This window comes from Pseudomonas sp. B15(2017) (assembly GCF_002113215.1).
GTDB lineage: Bacteria > Pseudomonadota > Gammaproteobacteria > Pseudomonadales > Pseudomonadaceae > Aquipseudomonas.
Genome location: NZ_NEJZ01000002.1, coordinates 169856 through 183954 on the forward strand (window position 1 = coordinate 169856; position 14099 = coordinate 183954).

A 14099-nucleotide genomic window follows, 5' to 3' on the forward strand; every position below is an offset into this window, starting at 1 on the left:
ATGACTGAAGCATTCGATTCGGGCGCCTTTCTAGCAACCGTCAGCGGGCGCCCCGGCGTGTATCGCATGTTCGACAGCGATGCGCGTCTGTTGTACGTCGGTAAGGCGAAGAACCTCAAAAAGCGTCTGGCCAGCTACTTTCGCAAGACAGGCCTGGCGCCGAAAACCGCGGCCCTGGTCGGGCGTATCGCCCAGGTCGAAACCACCATCACGTCCAACGAGACAGAGGCGTTGCTGCTTGAGCAAACCCTGATCAAGGAGTGGCGGCCGCCGTACAACATTCTGTTGCGCGACGATAAATCCTACCCCTATGTCTTTCTGTCTGACGGGCAATTCCCGCGCCTGAGCATTCATCGCGGGGCCAAGAAGGCCAAGGGCAAATATTTCGGCCCTTATCCGAGCGCCGGGGCGATTCGCGAGAGCCTCAGCCTGTTGCAGAAGACGTTCTTCGTGCGTCAGTGCGAGGACAGTTATTACAAGAACCGGACCCGGCCATGCCTGCAATACCAGATCAAGCGTTGCAAGGCGCCCTGTGTCGGCTTGGTCGAGCCTGAGGTTTACGCCGAGGATGTGCGTCACTCGGTGATGTTTCTCGAAGGACGCAGCCATGCGTTGACCAATGAGCTGTCGACGGCGATGGAAGAGGCTGCAATCAACCTCGAGTTCGAACGCGCCGCCGAACTGCGCGACCAGATCGCCTTGCTGCGTCGGGTGCAAGATCAGCAGAGCATGGAAGGCGGCACGGGCGATATCGATGTGATCGCCGCGTTCGTCAACCCGGGCGGTGCCTGCGTCCACCTGATCAGCGTGCGGGGAGGGCGGGTACTTGGCAGCAAGAATTTCTTCCCCCAGGTCGGGATCGAAGAGGACGTGGCAGAGGTCATGGCCGCGTTCCTCGGGCAATACTTCATCAGCAGCCCGGAACGCGACTTGCCGAGCGAGTTGATCGTCAACGTCGTGCACGAAGATTTTCCTGCGCTGATCGAGGCCATTCAGGCGTTGCGCGGGCGTGAGTTGAGCATCAGTCATCGGGTTCGCGGCACCCGGGCGCGCTGGCAGCAACTGGCCGTGACCAATGCCGAACAGGCACTCGGCGCCAGGCTGGCAAACCGTCAACACGTTGCCGCACGTTTCGAAGCGCTGGCAGAAGTGTTGAATCTCGATGAGCCGCCGCAACGGCTTGAGTGCTACGACATCAGCCACTCCAGCGGTGAAGCGACGGTGGCCTCCTGCGTGGTATTTGGCCCGGAAGGGGCGATCAAGTCCGATTACCGCCGCTACAACATCGAAGGCGTGACCGCAGGCGACGATTACGCCGCCATGCATCAGGCTCTGACCCGACGCTTCAGCAAGCTGAAGGAAGGCGAGGGCAAGTTGCCGGACATCCTGCTGGTGGACGGCGGCAAGGGACAGCTGTCGATGGCGCGTGATGTGCTCAACGAACTGGCTGTTCCGGATTTGATCTTGCTGGGGGTCGCAAAGGGTGCAACACGCAAGGCGGGATTCGAGACTTTGTATCTGAATGATGCTGCAAACGAGTTCACCTTGCGGGGTGATTCGCCGGCACTGCATCTGATTCAGCAGATCCGTGACGAAGCCCACCGCTTTGCAATCACTGGCCACCGTGCACGGCGCGGCAAGACCCGCCGCACCTCCACGCTGGAAGGCGTTGCGGGCGTCGGGCCGACCCGGCGTCGGGACTTGTTGAAACATTTTGGTGGATTGCAGGAGCTGTCTCGTGCAAGCATCGAAGAGATCGCCAAAGCACCGGGGATCAGCAAAAAGCTAGCAGAGTCGATTTATGCAAACCTGCATAGTGAGTAGAATGCCCATTCACCTCGTAGCCAGTTGTGCCGATGAATATCCCTAATCTGATTACCGTTCTCCGCGTCCTGCTCATCCCGATCTTCATTCTGTTGTTCTACCTGCCTTACCAATGGAGCTATCTGGCCTCAAGTTCGGTATTCGCTTTCGCGGCGGCAACGGATTGGCTCGACGGCTATCTCGCGCGACGCCTGGAGCAAAGCACGCCGTTTGGTGCGTTTCTGGATCCTGTCGCTGACAAACTGATGGTTGCTGTTGCCTTGGTGTTGCTGGTGCAAGAGCATGGCAACCTATGGCTCACTCTACCGGCCGCTGTCATCATCGGTCGCGAGATCGTTGTCTCGGCGCTGCGTGAGTGGATGGCCGAACTCGGTGCCCGGGCCCATGTAGCCGTATCGAATCTGGGCAAGTGGAAAACTGCTGCGCAGATGCTCGCACTGGTGATCCTCCTGGCAAACCCCAAGGATTTCAGTTTCTGGGTTTTCATCGGTTATGCGTTGCTGATGGTCTCGGCAGGTCTGACCTTGTGGTCGATGGTTCAATACCTTCGGGCTGCCTGGCCACATCTGAAGACCGATGTTGAAAAGAAATAAAACTTTTTTGAATCAAAGGGTTGACGGGGCATCTGGAATCTATAGAATGCGCCACACCAAGCGGGAATAGCTCAGTTGGTAGAGCACGACCTTGCCAAGGTCGGGGTCGCGAGTTCGAGTCTCGTTTCCCGCTCCAAGTTTGTACAGCGTTTGTTGTTGCGCTACTGACAGCAAATGTTTTGAGGCCGAGTAGCAAAATGGTTATGCAGCGGATTGCAAATCCGCCTACGCCGGTTCGATTCCGACCTCGGCCTCCACTATAAACAAGCTCCGTAGATCCATGATTTACGGAGCTTTTTTATTTGCGTTGCACTGAAAGATTTAGTCTTTGAAACGACAACTGCAAACTTGCTTCACCGGGAAGTGATGTATATATTTCCCCCTCTGTCACCGATGCACAGTTCCTGTCAGGACTGTGAATCGTCATCAGAATAAAGCAACACCGCGCTACCGCCCGAATGGCGAAACTGGTAGACGCATGGGACTTAAAATCCCCCGCTCGTAAGGGCGTGCCGGTTCGATTCCGGCTTCGGGCACCATCTTCTGTTTCACTGGCTTTCGCTGAGTACCGCAAAGTCCAAGCAATAGGCCGCCAAGTGCGGCCTTTTTGTTGCGCAGAGTTTCGCAATCTTTCGCTGCGTTCCGCACATTTTTAGTACATCATCCAGCACTTCCCCAGTTCGACTGACGTGGTGATGTACTAATGCCTCTGACTGATACCGCTGTGCGCCAGGCCAAGGCGGCCGAGAAAGAATATTCCATGACGGATGCCAGCGGCCTGTCGCTGTTCGTCGCTACCAACGGCACTAAGTCCTGGCACTTCCGCTTTTCTTGGCACGGCAAGCAGCCGCGCATGTCGCTGGGCACGTACCCGGAAATCACCCTGAAGGAAGCCCGCGAGCAGCGCGATCAGGCTCGGGCACTGGTTGCCAAGGGCATTGATCCCCGATTGCAGCGCCGCAAAGAGAGACGCGCCGCCGCCGATTCGTCGGTCAAGACCTTCGAAGTGGTGGCGAACGAGTGGTACGCCTTCAAGTTGCCGCGTTGGGCGAAGTCCAAGAGGGGCGCCGCGAATCAGGCCCAGTTGTACCTGGACAAGGATTTGGTGCCGTCACTGGGAAAAATCCCCATCGCAGAGGTGACACGCTCGGAAGTGCTGGCCACCCTGCGCATTATCGAGAGGCGCGGTGCGCTGAACGTTGCGCGCAAGTGCCGCACTTGGCTGAACGAAATATTCCGCTTCGGAATCGCCTCGGGCTATCTGGAAATTAACCCGGCGTCTGACCTCGACATCGTGGCCGCCAAGGAGCCGCCGGAAAAGCACAACCCAATGCTTCGCCAGCATGAGCTGAAAGCGTTCCTGACTGCGCTGCGTGAGGCTGACCTCAAGGACTACACGCGCAGCGCAGTCAGGTTGCTGTTGCTCACCGGCGTGCGTACAGGCGAGCTTCGCGGCGCGACGATCGATCAATTCGACTTCGACGGGGCGCTGTGGACGATCCCAGCCGGCGTTGTGAAACAGTTGCAGAAGGTGATCAGGGCAAAAGGGGGGGATTTTGTACCGCCGTATCTGGTGCCGCTGTCGCGGCAGGCGGTCGAGGAAGCGCGCAAGGTGCACCAGATGACTGGCCGTTACAAGCTGCTGATCGCTGGTCGGCATGAACCGACAAAGCCAATCAGCGACGGCACAGTCAACATGGCGCTCAGACGCATGGGATATGAAGGCAGACTGACCGGGCACGGGATCCGTGCCACGATTTCAACGGCCTTGAACGAGATGGGTTACAACGAGGATTGGATCGAGGCGCAGCTTTCGCATGCGGGTTCAAGCAAGGTCAGAAAGACCTACAACCACGCGGAATACGTGGAACAGCGGCGGGGGATGATGCAGGACTGGGCCGATTACTTGGATGCGCTGGAGTCTGAGGGCTGACGTCGGGCGGCGGCAAGCTGCTCGCTGTTCCATTGCAGAACCTCTGACTTGACCCAGGCCACAGATCGAGCGCCGAGCTGCACCTGTTTCGGGAACAGACCTTGGGCCGCCATCGTGTAGATCTTGGTGGTGCCGAAGCCCACCAGCTTTTTGACTTCCGGCAGGCGGATGAACTCGACCGGTTCTTCGTGGTGTTCATTGCGTGCGGTATTCATCGTTGCTCTCTCCCGGTTCCGTCGCATTTGTTGCAGATGGTTGAAGATGCCTCTTCGATGCCTGTGCAGATGGTGCCAGCACCGAAGCACTCCAGGCAGGTGTCGAAAGGATCGCTTGCCTTTGCAGGCTGCACCAATTTGATTTCACCCGGTGCCAACGTCGGATCCTCAACGATCGTAAATCCGAGCGCTTCGGCCCGGCGCCGCGCCTTATTCCCATTGCCGGGGCTGAAATCTGGAATGTGGCAGTCACAGCGAGTGCTGCATGACTGGGGGAATTGGCATTGAGCCTTGGTGGCAATATCGTCGCTCCGCTGATCCGCCACGTTCAAGCGCTGTTGCAAGGCATCGCGCTCGGCCTCGACCCGCTCGAAGTCTGCAACTAGCACAACGCCGATCCGCCCGAGCGCAACGCCTTCAACCAGCCCTGTCTCGCCAATGTGGTAACGCTTCACTTCAGTCATCACAAAGCCCTCAGCAAAAGAGTTGTGCCAGTGCCAGCAGGCACACGGCGTATTCAAGGATTTGATACACGGTCAATCTCCCGCTCGCGCAGCTCGGCCTCAGCGATCTGGCGGGCCTTGCTGCATTTGTCGTGGTTGCCATGGGCGCGGGACTTTCCGCACTGATCGCAGATGGTTACGAGGTCGAGCGGCTTCATCGGCCGCCCGCGGATGGTTGTCTTGCGGCGGAGGGCGGTCATGGCTCACCTCCAGTAAGTCACGCCGTCATCGCACAGCCATGCGGTTTTCCCGAGGGTGGCAGTGGTGACGATCGCTGAGGGGCCGGTGGCCGTGGAGCCGTAGCCGAGATTGAGATTTCCGGTTGCTTCGCCGACCTTCTTGCACGCGCCGGAGTGGACGTAAGCGTCCAACTGCCGTTCGTGTTCAACGGCAGACAGAAGCATCAGCAGGAAGCCGAGCACGACTAGGGCGAACAGTAGCGGGGCGCTGAATAGAATCGGGCGTCCTTTCATGGCGACTCCTTCAGCAACTGATTGCCGATCTTGGTAATTGCCGCGCGGATACGTGCTCCATTGCGCTGGATGTCGCGGCGTTCATCCATCAGGCGTGCAGTTGCCATGTATCCGCAATCCTCCTCTTCGTGATCCTTGTCCGGCTCGCACTGCTGGATGGCGTGCACCCAACCGTGCCAGACGATCACCTGCCCCATCGCCAGGTCATGAACGTCGGGGTCGCTCCAGTAGCGGTCGCGGTATGGCTTCAGGTCGAAGTAGGCCCCATCAGCGTCGTTCTGCACCTGCTTGATGGCCTTGCCATTTTCAAACAGCTTCGTACGGTAGGAGGCATAAGCAACGGCAAGTTCTGTCAGTCGTTCGGCGGGCGTCTTCATCACGCCCCCTTCAACACATCAATGACGATCTTCACGCCGCTGGCCACGCTGTCCGGCTGCTGCTGGGCGTAGCGGGTCAGGTCGGCAATGGCCTTTGTCCGGACCGGCTCCCGGCGAATTGCAGCGCCGAGGCCCTGCACGAAGTCGAGGGCGAACCGCTTGCCCTCCAGTTCCATGACGCGGTTGATGGGGCCGGTGATCACCAGTTCGGGCAGCGGCTCACCGGGTTTGATCGGTGTGACATTGACCGGCTTGGGCCTCGCGGCCTTCATCTGCATGTCACGGGCCATTTGCTGGAACTGGGCGCGCTCCAGCGCTTTGAGAGCGATTGAGTTCATGGTGAACCTCGATACTTTATTTCCGGGGAGGGCTATGATGTTGTTGGCGTTTTTAATCGTCGGTAAATCAAGGAGATTTAGATGCGAAAGGCAATTGGTCTATTAGCTATATTATTTTTTGTCGGTGGTTCAATTTTGGCTTGGAATCTGTTGCAAGCAGAAAAGCTAAAGGGGCCGGAGTTTGTAACCTTAATTATTGCGCTGGCCGTAATTGCATTGGTTGTTGTATTGGCGGGAAAAGTTAAAGAGTTTTCTGTTGCGGGTAATATGATCAAGCTGAAAGACGAGAACAAAGCTGAGGAAAATCTACAGGAGTTGAAGAAGGCTCAAATAGAATCGATTCGGCTCAATCTGAGGTCAAGGGCCTTCGAAAAAGAGGCACAGTACGGCGTTCCTGGAGACCTATGCGTTGAGCAAGATCTTTGGGATGTTTATGCGCAGGCCAAAAGCTTGAAATGCTTGCCATTTATAAAAGATGAGCTGTTGCGAGTTGTACGGTCTGCAAAAAACAAAATTCATTACACGCTCTTAACAAAGAGTCATGGAAATAGCATTGTGCCTATCGAGCCGTATGACTTGATTGAGCTCACTACTGAATTTATGAGTGAGGGCGCACTTCTGGAAATATCTAAAAAACAAAACGATCTGAATCCTGGTAGTGGCGATTTAGAGGAAGTTAAAGCGTTTGTGCGTGCGAGAATTGAAGAGTATGAAAAGTTATCTCTTCTTGAGAGAGAATTGATGGCTGTTAAATCAGATGCGCCTGATGCAGAAAGTCGAAGCACTTTGTACTCCCAGCTATCTGAGTGGTGGCGATCTAACTAACACTCCGAAAAGAGGATGCTATGCTGGCGTCAGTTTTTTATTGTTTTCGAGGTGTATATGAAACGAGTTGGATTTGCGCTTTTTGGATTATTGCTGGCTTTCGTCGCTATTGCAGGAATAACTTACCTTCTCTATGGATCAAAAATAACGTCACAAGAGTTTGTTGTGCTTGTTATATCGTTCAGCGTTATGGCGTTAGTCGTTTGTTTTGCTCCAGAAGTGCAGGAAATTTCGATTGCTGGGAATGTTCTTAAACTTCGAGAAATAAAGTCCGAGGCTGAAAAGTCCATCGAGCAGTTGCGTAAAGCACAAGCTCAATTTTTCCGTTTTATGCTGCGCACAGGCGTTATTTATTCAGGGGTATACAGCCCGCTTGGGTCACCAGAAAGATTTATAAGTAATGATTTCTGGGAACTGCTTGAGGAGTGCAGAGAAACCGGATGCCTAAAGGCCGTGCGGGATGATTTGCTCAAGGCAATCGATGGTAGCCTTGTCCGAATGTCCTCAGGAATCGGAGCGATTAGGGATGATGGCTTGCAACTCGACTTAAGGCATGACATGAGCGATTGGGAAATCAGGATGGCTATCGGCGAGCCTGATATGGATGTGGTAAACAGAACTTGGAATACCGAAAAAATTGATCGTAAAATGTTTGATAGGTTTATTAATGTAATTGTTAAGGAATATTTGAAATTAGCCACAGTAAGGAACGAAATATCCAGGTTGTGATCGTTTTAATCGATCTTTATGTGAAGTGATAAGCCGCTCAAAGAGCGGCTTTTTTTTATGCCACCTGGGTAGGCGGGTTCATGGCGAAGTAGATGCGGGCGCAGGCCTCGGTGTCAGGTCGAGCTCGGTGGCCACCTACCAGTTCCTCACCGGTGAAGTGGCGGAGGGCCTCAGCCACGGTCGGCTGCTTGTACTGGCGACCGAACCCGGCGGCGATCATCTTGGCGGTTGGCGGACACTTCACGATGTTCTTGCTGCTCTGGCAGGTGCAGTAGCCCGGAGTGGTTTTGAAGGCTTCGGCAGCATCCTTTCCGCGATAGCGCGACAGGGCGATGCGCATGATCCGGTCGTCGAACTGGATGTTGTGGGCGATCCGAAGGCCGGCGCGTTCGTGAATCGCCATGAAGCCGTCCAGCGCTTCGGACTCAGGGATACCCATGTCCATCGCCATTTCGGTGGTGATGCCGTGGATCACCGCGACTTCGTTGGGGATAACCCAACCGTCTGGGCGCACCATGGCTTCGAAGGAGTCGACCAGCGCGCCGTTGGCGTCGTAGGCCAGAATGCAGATGTCAACTAGGTGGGGCTGGCGAGGGTCGTCGCTCGGCTCCTTGAACAGCGGCAGGCCGGTGGTTTCAGTGTCATACGGGGTGAGAAGATTCATGTGGCTTTTCTCCAGGCGAAAAGAAGGCGCCCGTAGGCGCCTGTGGTGTATCGAGGGTATGGGTTAAACGACTTGATACAGCGTGGCGACGACCTTGTAGCTGTGCTCGAGCGCTGATTCGCCCTCGGCTTCAACCGCTACAACCTGATCGTCGAGCAGGCGCAGCAGCAGGGACGACACCTTGTCGCTGTCGATCGCGAGACGGCTTTGCACCCAGTGAGCCTTGAAGGGCTTGGTCTGGGCCTTGAGCACGATCAGTTGCTTGGCGTCGTCGTAGGTGAAGTCGCCGAACTCCTTGAACGAGGCGTCAACACCACCACCAACGTCTCCGCCTTTGATTTCGAAGACGTTGCCGCCATCAACCGCTACGGCAGCGCCAGACTCGACCATTGCGTTGAGCATCAGGGCCGCTCGCTCGTTGGTAATGCTCAGCGTCCCGGCAATTGCCGCCGCGCCGAGTCGACCGTAGGCAATCAACTGTTCCACGGCTTCGGTATAGAGCGGGTCTTTGCTGCCGGTTTGATCGTCGGCGTCGGCAAGGCTGATTTTCTCTTCGCCGCGAGGGTTCAGCATCACTTCGCGGGCGCCGGTGTGATCCATCGGGCTCACCACGCCAAGGTTCTCCATCTTGTTCATCAGCTCTGCGGCACGGTTGTAGCCGATTTTCAACTTGCGCTGCACTGCCGAGATTGTTGCTCTGCGACTCTCCAGGACAAACGCAACGGCCTGGCTGTACAGGCCATCTTCAACTTCCCCGGTAGTGTGTTCGAATCCATCCGGTTCATCAGGCCCAGTCGCCTTACCTTCGAACAGGTTGCCGGTCATTTCGCTGACATGCAGCGGCAAATCTGGCTGGTCGCGGTCGGGCCGGATGAAATCCAGGCCTTCGTTGTAGTCGTCGGGTGCCATCACCAGCAGGCAGATGTGGCCGGCACTGTCGATTAAGTCATGGCGATTCGGGTTCTTGGCGTCGACGATGGACGTCAGGGTCAACTGCTTGGAGTTGAACTTGACCTCTTTCATGATCAGCTCAATGGTCGTGGCGCCGCGCGAAGCGATGATGCCGATAGCGTTATGCGCGGCCTTTTCAGCGGCTTCGGTCAGTCGCTCGATGACCTCCTGTTGCTGGCCCTCGTTCAGCTTGCTGTACGGCGAGTGCAGATTCTTCAGCTCGAACAACCCGGCCTCAACCAGGTCATGCACCAGCAGTTCGTGCGCCAGGTCGGACGGCTCGATGCCCGCCAGCTTGGCGCGCTCGATGATTGCTTTGTGTTCCATCTTCATGGGTAACCCTCAGTGCTTGGCGATGCGCTCAAGCTTCGACTGTTGAGCTGGGCTCAGGTTGGTGTGGGCGCCGTACCGCTTGAAGCTGGCACGGATGTTCTCGACGAATTCCAGTTCCCAGGCTCCACTGGCATGCAGCTCAGCGGAGGCGAGGATTCCGGCGAACTCCTCGACACTGTCGTAGATGTCGAGAACGGACTGGGCAGCCATGTCACGCAGCTGCCCGGGTGTTCTGCACGGCCTGAATGTGATTGATCAGGGCGGCGCAGATGCGACCAAAGTCGACTTCGCGGTACAGCGAGGCGCCGCGCTCCTTGGCCACAACTTCAAAGCCCAGCGAACTCAGGAAGGCCGCTGACACCGTGAAGCCAAGGCGGTCGCTCAGATCACCCAGCTTGAGGCGCTGGCCATCGTCGACAACCTGCGTCGGCGTTTCGACAGCCTTGATCGGCGTGCTCGTGACCGGCGCCGACTCGACGACTGGCGTCACTGCCTGCTGCTGCACGACCGGTTCAACAACCTGCTGTTGCTGTTGAGTTGCGAGCTGCGCCTTTTCTTCCTCTTGGCGCTTCAGCTCGGCCTGCTGCTGGTCATGCTCGTTGATGCGCACTTTGATCAGCGCCACCAGGTCATCGTTGGCCTTCATCACCAGTTCCTGTGCATCGTGGAACAGGAAACCGTGCTTGATCGCCAGTTCGTTGAGGCTCTTCAGGTTGGCGCGGATCAGATCAGCGATGCGGCTGGCTTCGATCTTGGCGCGGGCCAGCTCGGCGTCAGCGGCTTCCTTCAGGCTGGCAATGGTGCGTTTGCCCTTGATGGCGCCCGCGAAGTCCGCCGGCACCTTCGGCATGCGGATTTTGCTGTTCAGCGTGACGTTGATCTGGTCAATGTGATCCTGCAAGGCCTTCGCCGAGCTCATAACGATCTCAGTGCGAATATCGTCCTTGCGGGAGTCGATGCTCTTTTTCAGATTCAGTCGAACCCGTCTGGCTTCGGCTGCGATATCGTCGATTGCCTTGAACAGCGCGTCGATGCTCTCGGTCTGGCTCAGGGCGTGTTCTTTCGCTGCCTTGAGCCGATCCTCGACATCGCTGCACCATTTGACGGTGGTTTCAGCGTCAGCGAAATGCTGGTCGGTGGTCAGATCAGTGTTGATGCCGGTGAACACCGCCAGAGCGTGGGACTTGAAGGCATCCAGGTTGCTGGCGGTGACCATGCCTGTGACTTCGATGCGCAGGGCAGGGAGCTGGTCTGGCGCGGCGCCGATGACTTCGACCGCCTTTTCCTGCGGGGTGAAACTGCCCAGTTCTTCCTCGAACTGTTTCCAGCCTTCAATCAGCAGCTCGGCGCGCCTAGGCACAGGCCGGTATTCCATATGCACGAAGTTTTCCGGCGTGCCGTCAGAGCAAACAAAAATCACGCGCTCTGCGCCGCTCACCAGCAACTGCTGCTCAAGCTGCCAGTAGTAGTGGGGCTCAAGGCTCTGCGCTTTCACCTGAGCGACTACCTTGGCGTTCCACAGCTTGTGCTCGAACAGCGTGTCGCCGAGCATCGTTGCGCCATCCATGGACGCCAGCAGGTTGCCGCTGGTGCCTACGATTGGGTACAGCTCTTCGCCGATCATTTCCTCGACGATGGGTCGGGCCAGCTCTTCCGTGGCATGACCGCGATCGAACACGGCCTGCTGAGCAGGCCCGACCTCGTCCACGATCCCGGTTTTCTTCACCGTCAGCAGATCGGTGCGGGTTTGATACTTCGATTCGCCCATCATTGCCGGCGCTTCGGAAGCGGTGAAGTAGCTGGCGCGAAGGGCATGCCACTCAGGCGAACCCTGCTGGACGTTATGCACTTTCATTGGTGGCTTCTCCTTCGATTGGCGTCAGCGCGTGGATGCGCTCGATCTGCTCGGCGGTGAGGGTGTACTTGCTGGTTAGGTTGGCCAGCAGGTGTTCGGGGCTGGTGCGGTTCTGCGCGATCATGCCGCGCCACTTGTCCGCGTTTTCCTCGAGCTTGCTGTCCGGGTACGGCGGCAATTGCTTTGGCTCGTCGGTTCTGCGTGGCGGGTTGAGGTCACGCATCGGCTGGTTGGTTTCTTCCAGCTCGTCCGGGCTGTACACGCCGAGAATCACGTCGGGGCAGTACAGGCGGGACCACCGTTTTGTGGCCAGGTACGCCAGTTGCTGGCGTGGATCATCAGCCCAGAGCGTGCTGTTGCGAGTGCGCGCCTGAGCCAGAAGCAACTCCAGCACGCGGGGTTCAGCTTCGCCGCGGAACGTCGCCCAGACACGGACGCCCAGGCCTTCCTCGTCGGCCATCTTCCAGCCTGGAACCCGGTATTCGCCTTTGTCACCCTTGCGAATCTCGAATTTGCCGATGACCTTTTCCCAGTCGCCGTACCACTCGTAGTGCAAGCGATCCACGACCGGCGCGCAGGTGGTGATGACCGCGTTTACAAGCTGGGCTTCATAACCAAGAACGCCGTTCACAAGGTGGGTTTTCTGCGCCACAGCGAAGGGGTTCATCTTCCACTGCATCGACTGCATCACCACGGCGAGGCAGTCAGCGGAGTTGCCGTTGAAGTGTTTCGGAAGGGTTGCACGACCCAGCGCCATGACGTCTGCCAGGCGCATCATCTTGTCGAGGCTGTCGCCGTCCAAAACCAAGGCGCTAGTGCTGGTCGCGGCATGAGGAAGGACGTGCATGTTTTGTTCGTGCGCCACAGGCGCCAAGGTTGTCGGCTGGCTCATTTGTTTACCTTCCGCGATTCGACGTATTCGGCTTCAGTGGCGACCGAGACAAAGCGGCGATCCTCGATCTTTTTCTTTGGGTCTTCGTGTTGCTTGACCTGGGCCTGATAGAACCGGTCGCGATCCCACACGCGGTGGGCGTTGATGACTGGGTCATGCTTTCCGGTTGGATCCACCAGTCGGATGTACATGTCTTGAGCTTTCATGGGGATTACCTATTGAGTGATCAGGCCGCCGATTGCCGGGGCCAGGAATACGATGGAGAGGAAAAGCAGCCCGACGATGGTCGAGGCCCTGCGGATCGCGCGGCGCCGAGAGCGCTGGGTAGTGGTCATGGTGCTGACTGTTTGCGGTAGCCGGCGTCGTAGAGAGCCTGCAACCCGTCCTTCCGGTGACCCTCAAAATTCGACGAGAACACCGCGTCCATTTCTTCGATCGCCGCTTCGCGCTCTTGCTGAGCGATCTGCTCGGGCGTGCGGATCGGGCGGAACTCGTCTACCCAGGCCGGGCTGGTCGTCTCCAGTGCGAAAACCAGCACCTCGCCCGGTGAAAGCGGAAATGCACCGTGCACGACCTTGGCACGATGCCAGGCGTAATCATCGTGCATGTTCCGGCGCATCATGGCTTCAATCTCAGCCCCAACTGGCGGCAGGCCTTTACCATCCCAAGGGGCGGGTGCTGCGCTGAGTAGCGCCACTGCTTCATCCCAAGCCTTCAAAGCATCTTGCTGGCTGCACCACGGCGAGCGGGCCAGAATTTCCCGAGCCTTCGCTTCATTGTTCAAATTCATGACACCCTCGCAATCAACATGCCGCGCCGCACTTCAATGCGCAGCGGCCGGGGCAGATCGGCGACCAAGAAAAAGCCCTGATTTCTCAGGGCTTCGGTCAGTTGTTTGGCAGTTCGGCAGATGATCGTCACGGAACTGACCTCCGAATGTCGGTGAGAAAGGCCTCGGCCTGTGCCTGGTAGATGCGATCCAAGCGAGTCACGTAGTGCTGGTGCTCGCCGATATCGATCGCGCCGAGCGCGTGGGCCATTTCGATGGCCATGCTCGTCTCGGCATGCAGTTGCGCCGACGAGTCGCCGGCACGCAGCAGGGCAAACCGTGAATCGATCATGCCCAGTGCAATGTCATGTTTGCGGCTCATGCTGCCCACCGTGACCGGCGTTGGTTGGAGTCAATCTCAACCCACAGCGCCGTCTCGATCTGTTTGTCGAGCTGGTTGGCAATCACCGGCAACTGGTGCGCAGGCACATCCATCCGCATACCGTCATCGTCGTAGCAGATGCCCGACAGAACCTTGAACTCCAGTTCGCAGCTGCCGTAAAAGTCCCAATCGCTGTTCCAAGCGCTGAAGCAGGGCGGGATGCTCTCGCAATGGGTCACCTCCACTTGGAGGACAAACCCTTCAACAATCACTTCGTGTTCCATGGTGGTTGCCTCCGTGGTGGCGGTGGTTATTGGTCTGCATCGGGGTGTGATCTTGTGGTCAGTCGCTTAGTAGGGCTGTTCAGGCTGCGCATTCCACGACGTTTGCCTGCTCCCGGAATCGCCACCGGGACTCTCGTTGGCCTTTTTATCTGCTGGAGC

Annotated in this window: 21 protein-coding genes and 3 tRNA genes; 8 read left to right on the forward strand and 16 right to left on the reverse strand. The window is 57.4% G+C overall.

Going from position 1 to position 14099, the window contains the following annotated elements; translation table 11 throughout:
* From uvrC to CAF73_RS03475, 6 genes are all read left to right on the forward strand, one after another.
* Window positions 1–1824, forward strand: coding sequence for an excinuclease ABC subunit UvrC (gene uvrC / locus CAF73_RS03450; RefSeq protein ID WP_085701924.1), 1824 nt, complete (start codon window positions 1–3; stop codon window positions 1822–1824).
* Between the two features lie 32 nt (window positions 1825–1856).
* Window positions 1857–2417, forward strand: coding sequence for a CDP-diacylglycerol--glycerol-3-phosphate 3-phosphatidyltransferase (gene pgsA, locus CAF73_RS03455; protein WP_085695967.1), 561 nt, complete (start codon window positions 1857–1859; stop codon window positions 2415–2417).
* Window positions 2418–2477: 60 nt separating this feature from the next.
* Window positions 2478–2553: transfer RNA gene (locus CAF73_RS03460), tRNA-Gly, on the forward strand.
* 47 nt (window positions 2554–2600) lie between these two features.
* Window positions 2601–2674, forward strand: a tRNA-Cys gene (locus tag CAF73_RS03465).
* Between the two features lie 195 nt (window positions 2675–2869).
* Window positions 2870–2956, forward strand: a tRNA-Leu gene (locus CAF73_RS03470).
* A 164-nt stretch (window positions 2957–3120) separates the two neighbouring features.
* The gene (locus CAF73_RS03475; protein ID WP_085701925.1) at window positions 3121–4350 is read left to right on the forward strand and encodes an integrase arm-type DNA-binding domain-containing protein; all 1230 of its coding nucleotides are present in this window, start codon (window positions 3121–3123) and stop codon (window positions 4348–4350) included.
* On the opposite strand, the gene CAF73_RS03480 is transcribed toward CAF73_RS03475, so the two are convergent.
* From CAF73_RS03480 to CAF73_RS03505, 6 genes are read right to left on the reverse strand one after another with little or no spacing between them, the layout of a single operon-like run.
* Entirely contained in the window at window positions 4320–4565 is a 246-nt protein-coding gene (locus tag CAF73_RS03480; protein ID WP_085701926.1) for an AlpA family transcriptional regulator, read from the reverse strand. The two genes, CAF73_RS03475 and CAF73_RS03480, sit on opposite strands and share 31 nt — an antisense overlap.
* On the reverse strand, window positions 4562–5029 hold the full coding sequence (locus CAF73_RS03485) for a hypothetical protein (RefSeq protein ID WP_085701927.1): 468 nt from the start codon (window positions 5027–5029) through the stop codon (window positions 4562–4564). The genes CAF73_RS03480 and CAF73_RS03485 overlap by 4 nt, the downstream gene beginning before the upstream one ends.
* A gap of 53 nt (window positions 5030–5082) precedes the next feature.
* Window positions 5083–5268, reverse strand: coding sequence for a hypothetical protein (locus CAF73_RS03490; protein ID WP_085701928.1), 186 nt, complete (start codon window positions 5266–5268; stop codon window positions 5083–5085).
* 3 nt (window positions 5269–5271) lie between these two features.
* Entirely contained in the window at window positions 5272–5541 is a 270-nt protein-coding gene (locus CAF73_RS03495) for a hypothetical protein (RefSeq protein WP_085701929.1), read from the reverse strand.
* Window positions 5538–5918, reverse strand: coding sequence for a hypothetical protein (locus CAF73_RS03500; protein ID WP_085701930.1), 381 nt, complete (start codon window positions 5916–5918; stop codon window positions 5538–5540). Before CAF73_RS03500 ends, CAF73_RS03495 begins: the two co-directional genes overlap by 4 nt.
* On the reverse strand, window positions 5918–6256 hold the full coding sequence (locus CAF73_RS03505; protein WP_256574597.1) for a hypothetical protein: 339 nt from the start codon (window positions 6254–6256) through the stop codon (window positions 5918–5920). The genes CAF73_RS03500 and CAF73_RS03505 overlap by 1 nt, the downstream gene beginning before the upstream one ends.
* Window positions 6257–6337: 81 nt before the next feature.
* Here CAF73_RS03505 and CAF73_RS03510 point away from each other — a divergent pair, with 81 nt between their 5' ends.
* Window positions 6338–7081, forward strand: a complete 744-nt coding sequence (locus tag CAF73_RS03510; protein ID WP_085701931.1) for a hypothetical protein — start codon at window positions 6338–6340, stop codon at window positions 7079–7081.
* A 57-nt stretch (window positions 7082–7138) separates the two neighbouring features.
* Window positions 7139–7810 carry a hypothetical protein gene (locus tag CAF73_RS03515; protein ID WP_139834800.1) on the forward strand — a complete coding sequence of 224 codons (672 nt, stop codon included), beginning with the start codon at window positions 7139–7141 and terminating at the stop codon, window positions 7808–7810.
* A 55-nt stretch (window positions 7811–7865) separates the two neighbouring features.
* Here the strand turns inward: CAF73_RS03515 and CAF73_RS03520 are convergent, their stop codons facing one another.
* From CAF73_RS03520 to CAF73_RS03560, 10 genes are all read right to left on the reverse strand, one after another.
* Window positions 7866–8474, reverse strand: a complete 609-nt coding sequence (locus CAF73_RS03520; protein ID WP_085701933.1) for a 3'-5' exonuclease — start codon at window positions 8472–8474, stop codon at window positions 7866–7868.
* A gap of 63 nt (window positions 8475–8537) precedes the next feature.
* Window positions 8538–9758, reverse strand: a complete 1221-nt coding sequence (locus CAF73_RS30655; protein ID WP_085701934.1) for a DNA translocase FtsK — start codon at window positions 9756–9758, stop codon at window positions 8538–8540.
* Window positions 9759–9767: 9 nt separating this feature from the next.
* A complete protein-coding gene (locus tag CAF73_RS03530) occupies window positions 9768–9968 on the reverse strand; it encodes a hypothetical protein (RefSeq protein WP_085701935.1) in 201 nt (66 codons plus the stop codon).
* A 1-nt stretch (window position 9969) separates the two neighbouring features.
* Window positions 9970–11613, reverse strand: a complete 1644-nt coding sequence (locus CAF73_RS03535; RefSeq protein ID WP_085701936.1) for a YqaJ viral recombinase family protein — start codon at window positions 11611–11613, stop codon at window positions 9970–9972.
* Window positions 11600–12505, reverse strand: coding sequence for a RecT family recombinase (locus CAF73_RS03540; RefSeq protein WP_085701937.1), 906 nt, complete (start codon window positions 12503–12505; stop codon window positions 11600–11602). Before CAF73_RS03540 ends, CAF73_RS03535 begins: the two co-directional genes overlap by 14 nt.
* On the reverse strand, window positions 12502–12711 hold the full coding sequence (locus CAF73_RS03545; RefSeq protein ID WP_085701938.1) for a hypothetical protein: 210 nt from the start codon (window positions 12709–12711) through the stop codon (window positions 12502–12504). The genes CAF73_RS03540 and CAF73_RS03545 overlap by 4 nt, the downstream gene beginning before the upstream one ends.
* A 125-nt stretch (window positions 12712–12836) precedes the next feature.
* On the reverse strand, window positions 12837–13295 hold the full coding sequence (locus CAF73_RS03550) for a hypothetical protein (RefSeq protein WP_085701939.1): 459 nt from the start codon (window positions 13293–13295) through the stop codon (window positions 12837–12839).
* Window positions 13292–13426 carry a hypothetical protein gene (locus CAF73_RS30380; protein ID WP_256574599.1) on the reverse strand — a complete coding sequence of 45 codons (135 nt, stop codon included), beginning with the start codon at window positions 13424–13426 and terminating at the stop codon, window positions 13292–13294. Before CAF73_RS30380 ends, CAF73_RS03550 begins: the two co-directional genes overlap by 4 nt.
* A complete protein-coding gene (locus CAF73_RS03555; RefSeq protein ID WP_085701940.1) occupies window positions 13423–13656 on the reverse strand; it encodes a hypothetical protein in 234 nt (77 codons plus the stop codon). Before CAF73_RS03555 ends, CAF73_RS30380 begins: the two co-directional genes overlap by 4 nt.
* Window positions 13653–13940 (reverse strand): hypothetical protein, encoded by a 288-nt coding sequence (locus CAF73_RS03560; protein WP_085701941.1) that lies wholly within the window; start codon window positions 13938–13940, stop codon window positions 13653–13655. The genes CAF73_RS03555 and CAF73_RS03560 overlap by 4 nt, the downstream gene beginning before the upstream one ends.
* Window positions 13941–14099 lie beyond the last annotated feature (159 nt).